Raw genomic sequence first — 19443 nt, forward strand, 5'->3', positions numbered from 1 at the left:
CCTCAATGCACGGGAATGCGGGCCTGGGCCCAGCGCTGCAACCGGTTGATCAGGAAGATGATCAGGAAGGAGGCCACCAGCATCACGACCGCGATCGCGGTGGCATCGGCATAGCGGAATTCGGACAGCCGGATCACGATCAGAAGCGGCGCGATCTCGGAGACGTTGGGCAGATTGCCGGCGATGAAGATCACCGAGCCGTATTCTCCGATGGCGCGAGCAAAGGCGAGCGCGAACCCGGTGAGCAGCGCCGGGATCAGGCTCGGCAGGATGACGCGAAACACGGTGTGCCAGCGATTGGCGCCGAGGCTTGCCGCGGCCTCCTCAATCTCGGGATCGAGATCGATCAAGACGGGCTGCACCGTGCGCACGACGAAGGGGATGCCGATGAAGATCATCGCAACGAAGATGCCGATCGGCGTGAACGCGACCTTGATGCCGAGCTGTGCGAGCGGCGCGCCGAGCCAGCCCTTCTGCGCGAAGAGCTGAGTCAGTGCCACGCCGGCCACTGCGGTCGGCAGCGCGAACGGAATATCGACGATGGCATCGAACAGCCGCCGGCCCGGAAAGCGGTAGCGCACCAGCGCCCAGACAATGATGGTGCCCATCACCAGATTGACGCAAGCAGCGGCGAACGACAGCCCGAACGAGATTTTCAGCGCGCTAAAGGTGCGCCGGCTGGTGATGATGCCCCAGAACTGATCGAGGCTGAGCTCGAAAGTTTTCAGGAACAGGCCGGCCAGCGGGATCAGGATGATGACGGACAGCCATGTCAGGGTCAGTCCCATGGTGAGACCGAACCCGGGCAAGGTGCTGCGCCGTGCGACCGCTATGCTCACAAATCCCCCTGTTCGAACCGAAGCACGATCATCGCGCTTTGCCTTTTTTGTCTGCGCATGATCCCTTCAGGAAACCGCTTCACACTTTGCGCTAGCGCGGCCCTCCGGGTCCGGATCATGCGCCAGCCGATCAGTTCTTGTAGATCTGGTCGAAGATGCCGCCTTCGGCGAAGTGATCCTTCTGCGCCTTGGTCCAACCGCCGAAAACGTCGTCGATGGTGAAAAGTTCAACCTTGGCGAAGGATTTTTCGTACTCCTTGGCGATTTCAGGATCGCGCGGCCGATAGGAATTGCGCGCGGCGATCTCCTGGCCTTCCTTGGTGTACCAATACTTCAGATAGGCTTCGGCGACAGCGCGCGTGCCCTTCTTGTCGACGACCTTGTCGACCACCGCGACCGGCGGCTCGGCGAGGATCGACTGCGGCGGCGCCACGATCTCGAACTTGTCCTGGCCGAATTCGCGTTGCGCCAGGAAGGCTTCGTTCTCCCACGCCAGCAGCACGTCGCCGACACCGCGTTCGACGAAGGTCACCGTCGAGCCGCGCGCGCCGGTGTCGAGCACGGGGACGTTCTGGTAGAGATCTGCGACGAACTTCTTCGCCTTCTCGGCTGATCCATATTTCTTCAGCGCATAGCCCCAGGCGGCCAGATAGTTCCAGCGCGCGCCACCCGACGTCTTCGGGTTCGGCGTGACCACGGCGACGCTAGGCTTGATCAGATCGTCCCAATCCTTGATGCCCTTGGGATTGCCCTTGCGCACCAGGAACACGATGGTCGAGGTATAGGGCGAGGCGTTGAGCGGCAACCGCTTCTGCCAATCGGGAGCGACAAGGCCCTTCGCTGCAATCGCGTCGATGTCGTAAGCGAGCGCCAGCGTGACGACGTCCGCCTGCAACCCGTCGATCACCGAACGCGCCTGCGAGCCGGAGCCGCCATGCGACTGTTTGATCTCGACGGTCTTGCCGGTCTCCTTCTGATACGCCGCGGCGAACGCCTTGTTGAAGTCGACATAAAGCTCGCGGGTCGGATCATAGGACACGTTGAGCAGCGAATAGTCGGCGGCGAAAGCCGAGCTTGCCCACAGCAAACCCGCGATCAGCGGCAGGATACGACGGATCATTTCTGTCTCCATTCAACCCGAGAACGTCGGGGAACACGCCCGGACATAACTCGCGGTGAAGTGGTCTCAAGTCAACGAAACCGCTTTTCATTGTTTGCGGCCGCGCAGCGTAGCTGTGCTACGAAGCTGTCGCGCTGCGACGTCTTTGTCGTGTGAGCCTTTGTTTGGGCGTGATCTCTTCGGAAAACCGCTTCACACTTTTCCGGATCACGCCATCTTGGCCGTATGGATGCCGCATTCCGTCTTCGCCCGACCACGCCAGCGGCCGGCGCGTGCATCCTCGCCGGGGGCAGACCGGCTGCTGCAAGGCATACACCCGACCGAGAGATAACCCGATGCGACAAGTGGATGCGGCGGCAGCTTGCCGAGCGTGTAGATCGCCTCGATCTCCTCGCGGGAGACGTTGGCGAACGGGTTGAACTTCAGCCTGTTGCCGTCGTGCTCGACGACCGGGATGTCGGCACGGGCGCCGCCCTGGAACCGCTTGCGGCCATTGATCCAGGCCGAGAACGGCTTCAACGCCCGCGCCAGCGGCTCGACCTTGCGGATCCGGCAACAGGCGTCGGGATCGGTGAACCACAACTCGCGGTCGGGATCCTCGCGCGACAGCGTCTCGTCGAGCGGCTTGATCGAACGCACATCAGTGAGGCCGAGCGTCGCGATCAGCGTGTCGCGATAGGCCAGCGTCTCCTCGAACAGCCAGCCGGTGTCGAGGAAGACAACCGGAATCGATGGATCGACATCTGCCATCACCTTGAGCAGCGCGGCGGACTCGGTCCCGAACGACGATACCAGCGCGAGCCGCTCGCGGCCGACTGTCTTCAACGCAGTGGCGATCACCTCGGCGGGCGAGGCTGTGCGCAGCGCCTGATTGAGCGCATCGGCCGATGGCAACGTGCCGGGCGGCGGTAACGTCAGCTCTGGTGCGACGATACTCACTGGCCGGCACTCTCCGAGTGACGAAGCTGCATGCGGCGGTTGAGCGCGGTGACACGGCCGTCGCCGGTCGGCTGGTAGAACACCGAATAACGCTTCATGGTCTCGGCGAAGGCATCTGCATCCGCCTCCTTCTTCACCTCGAAGGCATCGAAGCCGGCACGCGTCATGAATACGAACTGGTCGCGCAGCACCTGGCCGGTGGCGCGCAGCTCGCCATCATAACCGTGACGCTCACGTAAGAGGCGCGCCTGGCTGTAGGCGCGGCCGTCGCGGAAGGTCGGGAACACCAGCGCGACCGCGGCGATGCGGTCGAGATGCGGCACCAGTTCGTCGAGGTCGCGGTTGTTCGGCCAGAGCACCCCTAGCTTGCCGGAGCGGCGCAGCAGCGCCTCCGGATCGGTGAGGAAACGCTCTGCCGTGACCAGAATCGCTCTGTCGCCCGGCAGCTCGGCGCCGTCGGCGACATGGACGAAGAGATCGGTGGTGATCCGTCCATTCTTAACGAGTGGCATAGACGCGCTCCCTGAAAGGCTCGACGCCCAAACGCTTCACCGTATCGACGAACAATTCCTCGGGACGGTCGCGCAGCGCGAGATAGGCTTCGACAATGTCTTCGATCACATCGGCGACTTCCGCGAACGGAACGGCCGGGCCGATCAGCGTGCCCATCTGCGCGTTCTCGTCGGCGCGGCCGCCGATCGTGATCTGGTAGAATTCCTCGCCGTTCTTCTCGACGCCGAGAATGCCGATATGGCCGACATGGTGATGGCCGCAGGCGTTGATGCAGCCGGAGATGTTGATGTGCAGCCGGCCGATCAGCTCGGCGGTGTCGTGGTTGGCGAACCGCCGCGTCAGCTCCTGCGCGATCGGGATCGAGCGCGCATTCGCCAGCGAGCAATAGTCCAGTCCCGGGCAGGCGATGATGTCGGTGACGAGATTGACGTTCGGCGTGGCGAGGCCGAGCCGCTCGAGCGCCTTGAACAACTGAGGCAGATCGCGCTTGGCGACATGCGGCAGCGCCAAGTTCTGCTCATGGCCGACGCGGATCTCGCCGAACGAGTATTTGTCGGCAAGGTCGGCGATCGCGTCCATCTGCTCGGCAGTGGCATCGCCGGGCGGTCCACCGACCGGCTTCAGCGACAGCGTCACGATCGAATAGCCCTGCACCTTGTGCGGCGCCACCGAGTTCTTGCGCCAGCGCTCGAACAGTGGATCATGCGCGGCCCGCTTCAATTCGTCCGGCATGTGCGGCAGCTTCTCGTAAGGCGGATAGGAAAAGCGCGAGCGAACCTCCTCGATGGCGACGCGCTCGAGCCGCAGCTCGCTGTCGCCCATCTGCTTCCACTCTTCCTCGACTTCCTTGGCGAACTTCTCGACGCCGAGCTCGTGCACCAGGATCTTGATCCGCGCCTTGTAGATGTTGTCGCGGCGGCCGTACTGGTTGTAGACGCGCAGGATCGCCTCGATGTAGCTGAGGATGTCGCGGCCGTGGACGAACGGCTTGATCGACTTGGCGATGAACGGCGTGCGGCCGAGGCCGCCGCCGACCAGCACCTCGAAGCCGGTCTCGCCGTCGGCGTTCTTGTGCAGGCGTAGGCCGATGTCGTGGATCTTGATCGCGGCGCGGTCGTGCTCGGAGGCCGTGATCGCGATCTTGAACTTGCGCGGCAGGAACGAGAATTCCGGATGCAACGTGGTGTGCTGGCGTATCAGCTCCGACCAGATGCGCGGATCCTCGATCTCGCCGGGCGCGACGCCGGCCCACTGGTCCGAGGTGACGTTGCGCATGTTGTTGCCGGAGGTCTGCATCGCGTGGATGCCGACCTCGGCGAGATCGGCCAGCGCATCCGGCAGCTCGGCGAGCTTGATCCAGTTGAACTGGATGTTCTGCCGCGTGGTGAAATGGCCGTAGCCGCGATCGTAGCGGCGGGCGACATGAGCGAGCCGGCGGAGTTGCTTCGAGGACAGCGTGCCGTAGGGAATTGCGACGCGGAACATGTAGGCATGCAGTTGCAAATACACGCCGTTCTGCAGCCGCAGCAGCTTGAATTCGTCCTCGGTGAGCTCGCCGGAGAGCCGGCGCTTCACCTGGTCGCGGAATTCCGAAACGCGCTCGTTGACGAGCGTGCGGTCGAGTTCGTCATAAGCATACATGATCGATGAACCTTACGCCGGCACCCGGAGATCGATGGTGACGCCCTTGGCGCGGATGTGTTCGCGGAGATTGCCGGGCCGGACCTTGCCGCCGTCCTTGAGCTCGACCGGTGCGATATAGGCGCCGACCGCACCGACATCGTCGGCCACCGCGTCAGCCAGCAACGCACGTGCATCATCTGATGTGCTGACGATCGCTGCATCAGGCAGATCGGTCGACCAGCCCTTTTGCGTGGTGCGGTACACCACAGCACCATCCCAGGTGCGGTTGGCGGTCACCACCGACGGCCCAGTGATCCGGATTTTCTTCTGTTCGAGCGGAGAGGTCATTGGGCAGCTTCCAGCAGTTCTGTGATGACTTGGGTGAGGTTGGATTGACGCCATGGCGCGGAATGCGCGACCACATCGCCAATGATGAGGATGGCGGGACCGCCATCGATTTTCTTGACCAGTTCGGGTAGCCGCGCGAGCGTGCCGACCGCGGCCTTGGCGTCGGAGCGCGTCACGCGCGCGAACACGCCGACCGGCGTTTCCGGCGAGCGGCCTGCGGCGAGCAGGCCGGCGCGGATCGCCGGCGCCGCGGTCATGCCCATGTAGACGACGACAGTCATCTTCCTGTCTGTCAGCACCGACCAATCGACGTTACAGGCGTCGCGCGCCTTGTGTGCGGTGAGGAACGTGATGCGCAGCGCCTCGTGCCGATAGGTCAACGGCGCCTCGAACTGCGCGGCAGCGCCAAGGCCCGCCGTGATGCCGGGAACGATCGAATAGGCGACGCCGGCGTCGCGCAGCGCCTCGATCTCCTCGCCGCCGCGGCCGAAGATGAAGGGATCGCCGCCCTTTAGCCGCACCGCGCGCTGGCCCGACTTCGCGGCCTCGATCATCAGCTTGTTGATCGCGTCCTGGCCGATGCCGGGCTTGCCGACACGACGGCCGACCGGAATTCGCGCGGCGTCGCGCCTGATCCGATCCAGAATCTCTGGTGACACCAGCTCGTCGTAGAACACGACGTCGGCGTCCTGCAGCGCGCGCAGCGCTTTGACGGTGAGCAAATCGGGATCGCCCGGACCGGCGCCGACCAGCGTCACATGCCCTTCGGCCTTGCCTTCCGCATTTGCGCCGGCAAAGGCGACCGGATCGGCGATGGCATCCAGCGCCTGCTCGGCCTCGTCGTTGTGGCCGGCCAGCACCAATGCACCGATCGGACCGTCGACGATGCGCTCCCAGAAGCGGCGGCGCAGCGAAAACTCGGGAATGTGGGCGTGGATCGACTTGCGGAAGCGTCCGATGAAACCGGCGAGATCGCCGATGCGCGCCGGCAGCACCGCCTCGATGCGCTCACGCACGCGTCGCGCCACCACGGGCGACGTGCCGCCGGTGCCGACCGCAACGATGACATCGCCGCGATCTACGATCGCCGGGAAGATGAAGCTGGAATGTGCGAGGTCATCCATCACGTTGACCGGCAGACCAACCGCCTTCGCACGAGCCGACATCGCGACACCGACGTCGCCTGCACCGGCGCATAGAATGGCGATGACATCGGAGAGATCGGCGGCGAGCGGATCGCCTTCGGCGCGCTCGATGCGCGCTGCTTCATCTGCGGCAAGACCGGCGAGATCATGATCGCCGTCGGTCGCATACCAGCGGATCTCGGCGCCGGCAGCAGCCAGCAAGCGCAGCTTGGCGCGCGCAAGCTCGCCGGCTCCGACGAGCAGCACTTTGCCGTGTTGCAGATCCAAAAAGACGGGCAGGTATCGCATCAGACACTCGCTTCCCCAACTTGGGGGTTGACTGAAATTATTTTCTATTTATCTCTCGATCAAGGCCAATAAAGAGAAAATTATTTCTTCTCTATTGCGGCGCAACTTTAGAATTTTCACCTCCACGGGCCAAGGGCCGATAGATGCATCTTCTCGACAACGAATCCGCCGCCGCCGGATCACGGCCCGTAGCCCTTTCGAAAGCATCTTCCGTGCCGAAATTTTCGGCCGAGCGAGGTGCCTCCGCGATGGATCACCTCGACGAGCTCGAGGCGCAGAGCATCTACATTTTGCGCGAAGCGTTCGCGCGGCTGAAGAAGCTGGCGCTGCTGTGGTCGCTCGGCAAGGATTCGAACGTGATGATCTGGCTGGCGCGGAAGGCGTTCTTCGGCCGCGTCCCGTTCCCCGCGCTGCATGTCGACACCGGCAAGAAGTTTCCGGAGATGTATGCTTTCCGCGATCATTTCGGAAAGGAATGGGGCCTCGACCTGCGCGTCGAACCCTGCCCGCCGATCGACAGCGTCGATCCGACGCTGCCCCCGGCCGCACGCTCCGCCGCGCGCAAGACCGAGGGCCTCAAATTGGCACTGGTCAAGCACGGCTTCGATGGATTGATCGCGGGCATCCGCCGCGACGAGGAGGCGACGCGCGCCAAGGAGCGCGTGTTCTCGCCGCGCGGCATCGAGGGCGGATGGGACGTGCGCGACCAGCCGCCGGAGTTCTGGGACCATTTCAATGCCTCGCCGCCGCAAGGCGCGCACTTGCGCATTCATCCGATCCTGCATTGGACCGAGGCCGACATCTGGGCCTACACCAAGCGTGAGAACATCCCGATCATTCCGCTCTATCTCGCCAGGGACGGCAAGCGCTATCGCTCGCTGGGCGATGCCGACATCACCTTCCCGGTCGCCTCGACTGCGTCGAACATCGACGAGATCCTGATCGAGCTCGACGGCACCAAGGTGCCGGAGCGCGCCGGCCGCGCGCTCGACCACGAGACCGAGGATGCGTTCGAGCGGCTGCGTGTCGCCGGTTATCTCTGATCTCATATTGGCGCGAGCGTTTCGATGAACATGATCCTTCCCACCGCCTCGATCTCGGCAACGCCCAACGGCACCACGCGGCCGCAGGTTCGCATCGTCATCGTCGGCCATGTCGATCACGGCAAATCCACTCTGGTCGGCCGCCTGCTGCACGAGACCGGTAGCCTGCCCGACGGCAAGCTGGAAATGCTGAAGGCGGTCAGCGCGCGGCGCGGCATGCCGTTCGAGTGGTCGTTCCTGCTCGATGCGCTGCAGACCGAACGCGACCAGGGCATCACCATCGACACCACGCAGATCCGCTTTCGCACCCGTTCGCGCGACGTCGTGCTGATCGACGCACCCGGCCACGCCGAGTTCCTGCGCAACATGATCACCGGCGCCTCGCAGGCCGACGGCGCGGTGCTGATCATCGATGCGCTCGAAGGCGTGCGCGACCAGACGCGGCGGCACGGCTATCTGCTGCATCTGCTCGGCGTGAAGCAGGTCGCGGTCGTCGTCAACAAGATGGACCGGGTCGATTTCAGCGCCAGCAGATTCAAGGAAATCAGCGACGAGATTTCGGCGCACCTGGTCGGCCTCGGCGTGACGCCGTCCGCCGTGATCCCGATCTCGGCGCGCGACGGCGACGGCGTCGCCGAGCACACCCCGCGGATCGGCTGGTACGCTGGGCCGAGCGTGGTCGAAGCGCTCGACGCACTGGAGCCGGCGCGGCCGCTGGCGCAGCTTCCGCTGCGGCTGCCGGTGCAGGCGATCTACAAGTTCGACGACCGCCGCATCGTGGCCGGCCGCATCGAGTCCGGCAGCCTCAAGGCGGGCGACGAGATCGTGATCATGCCGGCCGGCAAGATCGCCAGGATCAAGACGGTCGAGAGCTGGCCGGTGACGCCGGTCGACGGTCCGCAAAGTGCGGGGCGCTCGGTTGGCATTACGCTCGACCGCGAGCTGTTCCTCGAACGCGGCGACATCATCGGCCACCCCGGGCAGAGCCCGCGCGACACCCGCCGTATCCGCGCGCGGATCTTCTGGCTGCACGACAAGCCGCTCACCAAAGGCGAGCAGATCCTGATCCGGCTCGGCACCAAGGAGAGCCGTGCCACCGTCGTCGCAATCGAGAAGGCGATCGATCCCGGCGCGCTGTCGAATGAAGAGAACGCGGCGATCGCGCGCAACCATGTCGGCGAGATCGACATCTCGCTGGCGCAGCCGGTCGCCACCGATCCCTACACCGAGAATCCGCGCACCGGCCGCCTGGTGATCGAGGTCAACGGCCGCATCGCCGGCGGCGGCCTCGTGCTGTCGGTCGACGCCGGCCGTCCCGCCGTGCCCGTCGACATCGTGCCGGTGGAATCCGCGCTGCGTCCCGACGAGCGCTCCGCGCGCTATCGTCACAACGGCGCGGTGATCTGGCTGACCGGCCTGCCCGGCTCCGGCAAGTCGACGCTGGCACGTGCGCTGGAGCGGCGGTTGTTCGGCAATGGCGGCTCGCCGATCCTGCTCGACGGCGACACGCTGCGCGCCGGCCTGAACGGCGATCTCGGCTTCTCGCCGCAGGACCGCGCCGAGAACATCCGTCGTCTCGCCGAGGTCGCAACCCACCTCGCGCGCAACGGTCACATCGCGATCGTTGCCGCGGTGTCGCCGTCGGCAGCGGATCGCGCGGCCGCGCGTCGCATCGCCGACAGCGCGTTCCGCGAGATCTACGTCGCGACGCCGGCCGAGGTCTGCGAGACCCGCGACCCCAAGGGCCATTACGCCAAAGCGCGCTCGGGCGGGTTGCCATCCTTTACCGGCATCACCAATGATTACCAGCCGCCGACTGGCAACGAACTGACCATCGACACCTCGAACCGCTCGGTCGCCGACGCCACCGACGAGATCGAGCGGATGCTGGCAAGGACCGGCATCCTGTTCGACGAACTGACTGACCTCGCCGCGAATATTTGATCTCTCCACGTGTCATCGCCCGGCTTGACCGGGCGACCCAGTATTCCAGAGCTGGCGGTGAAAGAGCCGAGACGCCGCGGCGCACTGGATGCCCCGCACGCGCGGGGCATGACACCTGAGAGTGGGGCGACAGGGGCCTTCTCAGAGCCGTGTTTTTAGGGCTAAAAGAGCCGTGAACGCGGCCCTTTGGCGCGTTTTTTGCTATTTTCGCGTGAAAACAGCCTCGAAACGCCCGGTTCTCTTGAGAAAGCCCATCATGACTCGTGTCGACGCCCACGGACTGAAGATCGCCCCTGTCCTGTTCGATTTCATCGCCAAGGAGGCGACACCCAAAACCGGGATCGCGCCCGATGCGTTCTGGGCCGGACTGTCCGCCATCATCCAGAAGCTCGGGCCGCGGAACCGCGAACTGCTCGCTGTCCGCGACACGCTGCAGGCCAAGGTCGATGACTGGCATCGCGCCCACAAGGGCAAGGCGTTCGACATCAACGCCTACACCGCGTTCCTCAGGGAGATCGGCTATCTGCTGCCCGAGCCCGCGACCCACAAGGTCGAGACCGCCAATGTCGACGAGGAGATCGGCAAAATCTGCGGCCCGCAGCTCGTGGTGCCGCTGACCAATGCCCGCTATGCGCTGAACGCCGCGAACGCGCGCTGGGGCTCGCTCTACGACGCCTTCTACGGCACCGATGCGATCCCGCATGATCCGAGCGAGACCGGCAAGGGCTACAACAAGGCACGCGGCGACAAGGTGATCGCCAAGGCCAAGTCCTTTCTCGATGCCGCCGCTCCGCTTGCGAGCGGAAGCCACAGCGATGTCACCTCCTATGCCGTCGTCTCCGGGCAGCTCTCCGCCAAGCTGAAGAGCGGTAACGCCAGCGCATTGAAGAACGGCGCGCAGTTCGCCGGCTATCAGGGCGACACGGCCCAGCCGTCTGCGATCCTGCTGGTCAACAACGGCTTGCATATTGAGATCAAGATCGACCGCAACAATCCGATCGGCAAGGACGATCCGGCCGGCGTCGCCGACATGATCATGGAGGCTGCCGTCTCCACCATCCTCGACATGGAGGACTCGGTCGCCGCCGTCGATGCCGAGGACAAGGTGCTGGTTTATCGCAACACGCTCGGCCTGATGAACGGCACGCTGTCGGCAGATTTCGAGAAGGGCGGCAAGACCATGAGCCGCTCGCTCAATGCCGACCGCATCTACAAGACGCCCACGGGCGGCGAACTGAAGCTGCACGGCCGCAGCCTGCTCCTGATGCGCAATGTCGGCCACCACATGTTCACCGACGCCGTGCTCGACGCCAAGGGCGAGGAAATCCCGGAGGGCATCCTGGACGCGGCGGTCGCCGGCCTGCTCGCGATCCACGACCTCAAGGGCCATTCGAAGATCAAGAACAGCCGCACCGGGTCGGCCTACATTGTCAAGCCGAAGATGCACGGGCCGGACGAGGTGCAGCTCACCTGCGACCTGTTCGCCGAAGTCGAGAAAATGCTCGGATTGCCGGAGAACACGCTCAAGGTCGGCATCATGGACGAGGAGCGCCGCACCACGGTCAATCTCAAGGCGTGCATTCAGCGGGCCTCCAAGCGCATCATGTTCATCAACACCGGCTTCCTCGACCGCACCGGCGACGAGATCCATACCTCGATGGAAGCGGGTCCGATGATCCGCAAGAACGACATGAAGGCGCAGCCCTGGATCAAGGCCTATGAGGACTGGAACGTCGACATCGGCCTGATCGACGGCTTGCCCGGCCACGCCCAGATCGGCAAGGGCATGTGGGCCGCGCCCGACAAGATGGCGGACATGCTGGCACAGAAGCTCGGCCATCCGCAGGCCGGCGCCACCACCGCCTGGGTGCCGTCGCCGACCGCAGCGACACTGCATGCGCTGCACTACCATCAGGTCAACGTGCTCGCCCGCCAGCGGGAGCTCGCCAAGGGCGGCCAGCGCGCCAAGCTCTCCGACATCCTCACCATCCCGGTGTCGCAGTCGAACTGGGCGCCCGACGACGTGAAGCAGGAGATCGACAACAACTGCCAGGGCATCCTCGGCTACGTCGTGCGCTGGATCGATCAGGGCGTCGGCTGCTCCAAGGTGCCGGACATCCACGATGTCGGCCTGATGGAAGACCGCGCCACGCTGCGCATCTCGAGCCAGCATCTGGCCAATTGGCTGCATCAGGGCGTCGTCACCAAGGACCAGGTGATGGAGTCCTTGAGGCGCATGGCCGTCGTCGTCGACAAGCAGAATGCCAGCGATCCGCTCTACCGGCCGATGGCGCCCTCGTTCGACGGCGTCGCCTTCAAGGCCGCCTGCGACCTCGTCTTCAAGGGCCGCGAGCAGCCGAACGGCTACACCGAGTACATCCTCACCGCGCGCCGCCGCGAGGCGAAGGCCGCGGGCTGATCCGCGCGACCTCGGTTAACCAGCGCAAGCCCCGGCGTGAAGCCGGGGCTTTTTGTTGGAATGCGGCATCCGCGTCATTGCGAGCGAAGCGAAGCAATCCATGCTTCGGCATAACGGATAGATGGATCGCTTCGCTCCTCGCGATGACGAAACTAAAACACCGCGAGATACTTCAGCAGCGAGACGATGCCGATGATGATAACGACCACGCGGGCGATCTGTCTGGCGCGGCCGTCGAGTGGCAGCATGTTGATGAGATAAAGAACGAGAATGACGACAAGGAATGTGACGAGTACGCTGACCAGCATGCAGGCTCCCTGAAGACGTCGGTGAAAGGTAGCCGTCCCCAACGTGCGACATCCGGGGCCAGTTCCGACCCTGACATCATCCGGACAACTGACCGCGGACTACTGCCGCGCCATCACAGGCGGATGCCCATACCTGGCGCGGATGCGCTCCGGCACCGGGGTGAAGGCGAGTTGCGCACCGCGCCGGTCTGCACCGCGGGCGACCGACATCAGCCCATCCTTGCCGGCGACGATGTCGCCCTTGCGCAGGGTCGGATCGTCCTCGACCTTGATCGCGGCCAGCCCGACGGAATCCTTGCCGTTGCAGGTGCAGCCCGCGACGATCTCGTCGCGATAGCGGAACGCGTTCGGCAGTTCTGAATAGGGCTGTCCGTTTTGGGTGGCGGCATTGTCGATGCCGCTACCGTAGACGACCTTGGTCCCGCTCGCCGGACAGAAGCTGCTGCAGATCTCCGCCTTGCTCTCTTTCCCCGAGGCCGAGATCGGGAAGTAGCGGCCGTCGCAGGTCCGCACGCAATAGGCCTGGCCACCGCTATAGCGGGGACGCTCGACCCGCGGCACGACAGGCGTGAGTCCGTCGTCGAACGGCATCTGAATGACCGGCTGATGTCCCCGCATCAGGCTGCCGAACAGCGCCGAGAAGAAATCCTGGGCCCGCGCGGCGGGAGCAAGCGCGAGGCCGAATAACACGGCCGTCCCGAGCCCCCACCGCCTGGCATTCCGTTTCACCATGCAATCCTCAGTACAGCGTGGAGGAGAGCGGGATGTTCATCGCCTGCCGGCCCGCGCGCTGTGTCACCACCGCGGGGCGCGGCGACATCGGGCCCGGACGGACCGAGATTTCCGTCGTCGTCGGGCCGAGCTCACGTGCGGCGATGTGCGGCCCGTTCTTTGGCAGCACCACAACCTTGGTCCCGACATTGACGCGGTTGAACAGGTCGGTGACGTCCTCATTGGTCAGTCGGATGCAGCCCGACGACACGAACTTGCCGATCGTCGACGGATCGTTGGTGCCGTGAATGCGATATTCGCTCGCGCCGAGATACATCGCCCGCGCGCCGAGGGGATTGCCCGGACCGCCCGCCATGAAGCGCGGCAGATAGGGCTGGCGCTTGATCATCTGGGCCGGTGGATGCCAGTCCGGCCACTCCGCCTTGCGGCTGATGCTCTGCACTCCGGCCCAGGTGAAGCCCTCGCGGCCGACGCCGACGCCGTAGCGGATCGCGCGGCCGCCGCCGAGCACGTAATAGAGCGCGGTGTTGCCGGTATCGATGATAATAGTACCCGGCGCTTCGGTCGTGTTGAGCGCGACGGTGGTGCGGCGCAGACGCGCCGGCAGAGCACCGTCCCCGGTCGCGGGATCGTTCAACACCCCGTCGGTCGGAAACGCGTCGGGCTCGGTCGACGCATAGCCAAACGCCCGGGTGTTGGCCTGCGCATTGGCCGGGCTGGTGGCGATCAATGACGTCACGAACAGGACGCCGGCGAGGGCAAGAGTGCGGACAGAGGTGCGCGTGGCGCGCGACGAAAGCCGGCGGCTGACGAAAGACTGCTGTGTCATGTGCTGCCCCTGAAGGGATGCGCATCGTAGTGATGCGATGCGGGACAAACGCACGCAGCCACCCCGCGGTTCCGTCGCGAATCATCTCAAGGCCGCGACTGTCAACCCACGCGGCCTCACGATTCCGCGATGGAACCTTTATCGAAGCACGCGGTTGTCTTTTGAACAATTTCGACGCGCGGGACGACTTCGCGGCGCAGATACCTTCGTGCCCGCGCAGGAGAGGGCTGTGCGCGTCCTTCCAAGTGAACGTTTCCTCGCCGACACCCCGGAGGGCGCCCCGGTCCCCGACCGCAAGTCCGAACTGCCGCCGGTGATCCGCCGCACTGAGATCGTGGCCTTCGCGCTGGTCGCGCTTCTCGTGATCGCCGTCGTTACGGTGCTCGACCTGGCACGCGCATTCTTCCTGCCGATCACCATGGCGTTCGTCATCGGCACCATGTTGTCGCCGGCGGCGAGCTTCCTCGAACGCTATCGGATCCCGCGTCCGCTTGGTGCGGTGCTGATCGTGATCGCGTGCGCCGCGGCGGTCGCCGTCCTGGTCGGGTTGATCTCCTCGCCGATCGTCGAGTGGAGTTCGCGCCTACCCGAGCTCGGTGCGATCCTGAAGCAGAAGCTGCACGTGTTCGACCGCCCGCTTGCGCTGTGGCAGGAGCTGCAGAGCATGATCGGCGGCTCCGAGACGCTCCCCGCCTTCCAGCCACCGAAGTTCGAATGGGTGCAGCCGACGCTGGAATTCCTGTCACCGACCTTCACCGAATTCCTGTTGTTCATCGCGACCCTGATCCTGTTCATCGCGAGCTGGAAGGATCTGCGTCGCGCGCTGGTCATGACCTTCCGCGAACGGCAGGCGCGGCTGCGCGCGCTACGGATCCTGAACGAGGTCGAGACGCATCTCGGCAACTACCTGCTGACCGTGACCATGATCAATACCGGAGTCGGCATCGTCACCGGGGCGATCTGCGCAATGACCGGTTTGCCCCGTCCGGCAGGTCTCGGCGCGCTCGCCGCGACGCTGAACTTCATCCCGATCATCGGACCGGTCGCGACGTTCGTGGTGCTGGTCACGGTCGGTGTCATCGCTTTGCCGAGCATTGGTGCCGGACTGATCGCGCCGGCCTGCTTCACCGTCGTGACCTTCCTGGAAGGACATTTCGTCACCCCGACAATCGTCGGCCGCCGGCTGTCGTTGAATGCGCTCGCGGTCTTCCTCGCGCTGGCGTTCTGGACTTGGCTATGGGGTCCGATGGGCGCCTTCCTGTCGTCGCCGCTTTTGATCGTCGGGCTGATCGTGAAAGAGCATTTGATGCCGGTCAGTTCGTCGCAGTTACCGGAAGGCTAGAAGCGTATTCAAGCGAAGCGGGCAGCGGCTCGCGTGAAGAAAACCCGTTAGGCGAGAATGTGCGGTTTCACCGCGGGAACTTTGCCAACCACGGGGCGTTTTTTCAACGCCAGGCTCTCCCGCAGTGCTTTCGATGTCGGGCACGTCCAGCGCATTTGGGATCAAGAACATGACGGACAAAGCGACCTACGAACGTCTCGAGCAAGATGTCATCGCCGTGAAGAACGATATTGCCGCCCTCACCCAACAGATCACCGACGCGCTCAATTCCTTTGCCGGCAATGCCGGCAAGCAGGCCCGTCGCCGCTATACCGAGGCACGCGCCAACGCGGAATCGGCGCTCGACGACATGTCGGAGCGTGGCAGCGCGATGATGGGCGCGGCCCAGGATGCGGCCTCCTCGATCGAGGACACGCTGGAGGAGGTGATCACGCAGCGTCCGCTGGCGACCGTCGGGCTCGCGCTCGGCCTCGGCTTTCTGATCGGCGTCACCTGGCGCCGGTAGGCGTCCAATGGCTTTCAGCGAGTGAAGCGAGCGGTGGCCGTCATGCGCAAATCACGTCTCTTGGCGAGGTGGCGGCGCTGGCGCGTCGCCACCTCGTTTGTCGAAGCACTTTACCGGGCGAGGCATCGCAATGCTTCAACGGCTGATCGATGACGCCAAACAATCCGCCGGGAACGCCCTGCGGTTGACCTCGCTCGCCGGGGCCGTGGCCGTCGCGCTGTTCATCGCCATCGTCTTCCTGTGCGCGGCCGCCTTCGTGTTCGTGCTGCAACGCTACGGCCCGGTGGAGGCGTGCCTTGCGGGTGCCGCGCTGTTCTTCGTCATCACGGTGATCACCGCCGTCGCCTACACGATGCGCAAGCGCGAGATGAAACGGCATGCCGAAAAAATGGCCAAGGCCGCGGCGGCCAATGCATTCACCGATCCAGTGGTGATCGCCACCGGCTTGCAGATCGTCCGCGCGATCGGCGCCAAGCGACTGATCCCGATCCTGGCGATCGCCGGCCTCGCGCTCGGCCTGATGGCGAGCCGCGCGGAGGGCAACAGCAAACAAGCGAAGGAGTAGCGGCCCGCGCAGCCCAGGCCGATCGCACCCATGGGCTGGTACAACAAAAAAGCACCGGGGTAAGACCACAGGTGAAACCGGAACAATCCCGGCTTTCCCTGCGCGATGAAATACGGCTGATACGTGCTCGCCCCGGCGAGATTGGGCTTGGTTGTCACCGTTACCAGCGAGAAAACTTGCGGCGCAACCGGGCTCAGGTCACGCAGCGGCCGGGTTGCAGCAGTTTGGCCACATCGGTCAGCACGCTGACGACGGGCTCGCAGGCGATCTTGCGGGCTTCGCCCGGACGTGCCGGTCCGGGCCCCGCAGGACGGTTGCGCGCCTCTTCCTTGATCACGGGGACGAGGACCAGGACGGAGGTGGCTGGAAGCCCGTCGAACTTCAACGCGACGGTCTTGGTTTTCGCGCCGACCACCGGCGCCGCGACACGGTCGGCTTTGGTGGTGCGATTGACGGCGCTCTCGGGCGCCGGGGTGGTGGTGACCTGCTGACCGCCGATCAAATCATGGCCGGACGCGAGCTGAACGGCTCCAAGCGTCAGGCCGACAGCGAGCGCGCCGAAAATTCCCTTTTGAATCTGTGACATGGTGATGTCCTTCGCCCCGTGAAAAATTGGCTTTAAAATTCCCTTGGCGATCCCGGACACAACGCGAACAAAAGCTGTGGAGTTCTGGCCCTCCGCAATCACTTAACCGTGTACAAAAATTTTTTGACTCGCGAGGAACGACTCTGGGGGTTTCCGAGTCGTTACGGCAGCCGGTTATTCCCCCTGCCCCATTGACCGGCGACGTAGGGCGCGATCGTGGTGATGCCGGTCGCGCCCTGCTTTTGTCTGCACCGCCCTGAAGCGTTGAGCCGGCCGCTGTGCGCGCCGTGGTTACTTTCGCAAGCTCGCCCAGACGCCGCCGAGGATCAGCACGCCTCCGACCAGGTGGAGCATGGTCGGCGGCTCGCCGAGGATGATCCATGACAGGATCGCGCTTGCGATCGGCGCGACGTAGAGCACCAGTGACGTCCGTACCGAGCCGAACTTGCCGCCGAGCCAGGCGAACCCCGCATAGGCAAGCAGGCCGGGCACGAGGCCGGCGAAGACATAGGCCTCGGCCGCCCTGGCGTTGAAGACCTGTACCGGCTCGATCCAGATCTCGCGCAGCGCGGGCGGCAACGAGAACAGCGCGCCCGCCGCCGCGAACAGGCTGACCCGCGCCAGCAGCGAGGCCTGCGGCGCGACGCGCGATTGCACCAGCGTGTAGCCCGACCAGCCGAGCATCGCGAACACCACCAGCAGATCACCCCATGCCGCGCTCGATTGCGTCAGGGTTGCCAGATGGCCGCCCGAGACGATCAGAAGCGCGCCCGCGAGCGCGAGCGCCGTTCCAAGCCACTGCAGCGGGCCGATATGGTCGATGCCGAGCGCTGCCGAGATCAGCAGCACCATGATCGGCGACAGCGCGAAAATCAGCGCGATATGGATCGCGGTCGTCGTGATGCCCGCGATGTAGACCGGGCCGCCGCACAGGAACATGCCGAGGAACCCCGCGGCGAGGATCGGCCAGAGGTTCTGCGCCAACGGGATTTTTCCGTCCCGGATCGCCGCGACCGCAAAGGGCGCCAGCCCGATGGCGATGATGCTCCAGCGGAAGAACGCCAGCGAAAATGGCGGCACCGAGCCGGCAAGGCCCCGCGCCAGAACCTGATTGGAGGCCTGCCCGGCCGCAACCAGGATGAAGCCGGTCAGCGCGACCGCATCCTGCCAGCCCGTGGCCGGACGGCTCACCGATGCTTTCGGCAACTCCGCATCCATGACACCGCTCCCTCAGCCGGCGCGCAATCGATGAGGCCGGTTTGCGTCAGCGCAGGCGCCCACGGCGACGATCATCCGCTACTGCTCCGCCGCCTCGCGCTCCATGTCGCGGCCGGAGAGGTCCTCGCCATGCATGTTGGCGTATTCGCGCGCCATCTCGCGCATCAGGAATTTCGCCGGGATGTCGTGATAGGTGCCGTGGTCGTTGACATATTGCATGTAGGCGCGCCCGGCGCCGTCGAACGGATGCAGCAGCGCATCGGAGTGGCCGTCGAAATCGAGCGGCTTGACGCCGAGCTTGGCGCACAGCGTGTCGTTGAAGGTCGGCGTCGCCTTGCGCCAGGCGCCGTCGACGAACACCTCGGTGAAGCCGTGCCAGGTGAAGAGGTCGGTTCCCATGCTCTGGCGCAGCTTCTCGGTGCTGAGATGGTTGCGGACGTCGGCGAACCCGACACGGGCCGGAATGCCGTGGACACGGCAGGTGGCGGCGTAGAGCGCCGCCTTGCCGACGCAGTAGCCGTGACCGGCGGCGAGGACGCTGGACGCCCGGTAACTCTCGGGCGTGCGCATGCTGACATAGGGATTGTAGCGGATGCCGTCGCGCACCGCCTTGTACAGCAGGCTCGCCTTGTCGCGGGCGCTTGCACCGGCAGGGACCGCGGCGCGGGCGAATTGCTCGACGGCGGGATGATCGCTGTCGATATATTCGCCTGCTACGGTGTAGAGGCGGCTGATCGTATCGGGGAGTGTGTCGGCCATGCCGCGTACCCTTCGCCGTTGCGTTGTCCTCGTGCGAGCGGTTTTCACCTCGCTTGGCAACGCTATAGCAAGCCCCCTTGCCGCAGTTCAATGCAACAAGCGCACGCCTGCCCTGCCAGAGCCTAGCCTGTTCCGGAACGGGGCTCGAGGGCGAGATGAGTTTTGGTCGAGTCGGCTGGTCCGCAGGCTTGCTTCACCTCTCCGGCTTCCGGGGCCGAGACGAGCGAAGCTCGCCGTTGGGGTCGCCGCCCCCCAGCCCAGCCTCCTCGCAAGCGGGAGAGGGAGCGTGGTGCCAATTCCACCCATGGGGTGGATTCATAAATCCGGCTTGTCCGCCTTCGGCGGTAAAACAGGCGCGCGGCGCCGGACCAAGCATGT

19 protein-coding genes are annotated in these 19443 nt (G+C 64.8%); 6 read left to right on the forward strand and 13 right to left on the reverse strand.

Annotated elements, in window-relative coordinates; translation table 11 throughout:
- Positions 1–2: 2 nt before the first annotated feature.
- From cysT to cysG, 7 genes are all read right to left on the reverse strand, one after another.
- Positions 3–788, reverse strand: coding sequence for a sulfate ABC transporter permease subunit CysT (cysT, locus tag P6U25_RS33470; protein ID WP_407152684.1), 786 nt, complete (start codon positions 786–788; stop codon positions 3–5).
- A 181-nt stretch (positions 789–969) separates the two neighbouring features.
- Entirely contained in the window at positions 970–1959 is a 990-nt protein-coding gene (locus P6U25_RS33475) for a sulfate ABC transporter substrate-binding protein (protein WP_407148998.1), read from the reverse strand.
- 207 nt (positions 1960–2166) lie between these two features.
- Positions 2167–2892 (reverse strand): phosphoadenylyl-sulfate reductase, encoded by a 726-nt coding sequence (locus tag P6U25_RS33480; RefSeq protein ID WP_407152685.1) that lies wholly within the window; start codon positions 2890–2892, stop codon positions 2167–2169.
- 2 nt (positions 2893–2894) lie between these two features.
- A complete protein-coding gene (locus tag P6U25_RS33485; RefSeq protein WP_407148999.1) occupies positions 2895–3410 on the reverse strand; it encodes a DUF934 domain-containing protein in 516 nt (171 codons plus the stop codon).
- Positions 3397–5052 carry a nitrite/sulfite reductase gene (locus P6U25_RS33490; RefSeq protein ID WP_407149000.1) on the reverse strand — a complete coding sequence of 552 codons (1656 nt, stop codon included), beginning with the start codon at positions 5050–5052 and terminating at the stop codon, positions 3397–3399. Before P6U25_RS33490 ends, P6U25_RS33485 begins: the two co-directional genes overlap by 14 nt.
- 12 nt (positions 5053–5064) lie before the next feature.
- Complete coding sequence (locus tag P6U25_RS33495; protein ID WP_407149001.1) at positions 5065–5382, reverse strand: DUF2849 domain-containing protein; 318 nt, start codon at positions 5380–5382, stop codon at positions 5065–5067.
- Positions 5379–6815 carry a siroheme synthase CysG gene (gene cysG / locus P6U25_RS33500; protein WP_407149002.1) on the reverse strand — a complete coding sequence of 479 codons (1437 nt, stop codon included), beginning with the start codon at positions 6813–6815 and terminating at the stop codon, positions 5379–5381. The genes P6U25_RS33495 and cysG overlap by 4 nt, the downstream gene beginning before the upstream one ends.
- A 248-nt stretch (positions 6816–7063) precedes the next feature.
- Here cysG and cysD point away from each other — a divergent pair, with 248 nt between their 5' ends.
- From cysD to P6U25_RS33515, 3 genes are all read left to right on the forward strand, one after another.
- A complete protein-coding gene (gene cysD, locus P6U25_RS33505) occupies positions 7064–7858 on the forward strand; it encodes a sulfate adenylyltransferase subunit CysD (protein WP_407149003.1) in 795 nt (264 codons plus the stop codon).
- Between the two features lie 24 nt (positions 7859–7882).
- Entirely contained in the window at positions 7883–9802 is a 1920-nt protein-coding gene (gene cysC, locus P6U25_RS33510) for an adenylyl-sulfate kinase (protein ID WP_407149004.1), read from the forward strand.
- A gap of 256 nt (positions 9803–10058) precedes the next feature.
- On the forward strand, positions 10059–12221 hold the full coding sequence (locus P6U25_RS33515; protein ID WP_407149005.1) for a malate synthase G: 2163 nt from the start codon (positions 10059–10061) through the stop codon (positions 12219–12221).
- Positions 12222–12373: 152 nt separating this feature from the next.
- On the opposite strand, the gene P6U25_RS33520 is transcribed toward P6U25_RS33515, so the two are convergent.
- The 3 genes from P6U25_RS33520 to P6U25_RS33530 all read right to left on the reverse strand — a co-directional run bounded on the left by P6U25_RS33520 (position 12374) and on the right by P6U25_RS33530 (position 14090).
- A complete protein-coding gene (locus tag P6U25_RS33520) occupies positions 12374–12529 on the reverse strand; it encodes a Thivi_2564 family membrane protein (protein ID WP_407149006.1) in 156 nt (51 codons plus the stop codon).
- 99 nt (positions 12530–12628) lie between these two features.
- Positions 12629–13261, reverse strand: coding sequence for a DUF2865 domain-containing protein (locus tag P6U25_RS33525; protein ID WP_407149007.1), 633 nt, complete (start codon positions 13259–13261; stop codon positions 12629–12631).
- A gap of 7 nt (positions 13262–13268) precedes the next feature.
- Positions 13269–14090: a L,D-transpeptidase gene (locus P6U25_RS33530; RefSeq protein ID WP_407149008.1), complete on the reverse strand. Its 822-nt coding sequence runs from the start codon at positions 14088–14090 to the stop codon at positions 13269–13271.
- A gap of 229 nt (positions 14091–14319) precedes the next feature.
- Here P6U25_RS33530 and P6U25_RS33535 point away from each other — a divergent pair, with 229 nt between their 5' ends.
- The 3 genes from P6U25_RS33535 to P6U25_RS33545 all read left to right on the forward strand — a co-directional run bounded on the left by P6U25_RS33535 (position 14320) and on the right by P6U25_RS33545 (position 16502).
- Positions 14320–15432 (forward strand): AI-2E family transporter, encoded by a 1113-nt coding sequence (locus tag P6U25_RS33535; protein WP_407149009.1) that lies wholly within the window; start codon positions 14320–14322, stop codon positions 15430–15432.
- A 133-nt stretch (positions 15433–15565) separates the two neighbouring features.
- A complete protein-coding gene (locus P6U25_RS33540; protein WP_407149010.1) occupies positions 15566–15937 on the forward strand; it encodes a YqjD family protein in 372 nt (123 codons plus the stop codon).
- Between the two features lie 130 nt (positions 15938–16067).
- Positions 16068–16502, forward strand: coding sequence for a hypothetical protein (locus P6U25_RS33545; RefSeq protein WP_407149011.1), 435 nt, complete (start codon positions 16068–16070; stop codon positions 16500–16502).
- 193 nt (positions 16503–16695) lie between these two features.
- Here P6U25_RS33545 and P6U25_RS33550 read toward each other — a convergent pair whose 3' ends face one another.
- From P6U25_RS33550 to P6U25_RS33560, 3 genes are all read right to left on the reverse strand, one after another.
- Positions 16696–17148, reverse strand: a complete 453-nt coding sequence (locus P6U25_RS33550) for a hypothetical protein (protein ID WP_407149012.1) — start codon at positions 17146–17148, stop codon at positions 16696–16698.
- Positions 17149–17379: 231 nt separating this feature from the next.
- Positions 17380–18306 (reverse strand): DMT family transporter, encoded by a 927-nt coding sequence (locus P6U25_RS33555; protein WP_407149013.1) that lies wholly within the window; start codon positions 18304–18306, stop codon positions 17380–17382.
- A 78-nt stretch (positions 18307–18384) separates the two neighbouring features.
- Positions 18385–19065, reverse strand: coding sequence for a transglutaminase family protein (locus P6U25_RS33560; RefSeq protein WP_407149014.1), 681 nt, complete (start codon positions 19063–19065; stop codon positions 18385–18387).
- Between the last annotated feature and the right edge of the window lie 378 nt (positions 19066–19443).

Origin of the sequence: Bradyrhizobium sp. ORS 86, from assembly GCF_045571475.1 — a bacterium.
GTDB lineage: Bacteria > Pseudomonadota > Alphaproteobacteria > Rhizobiales > Xanthobacteraceae > Bradyrhizobium.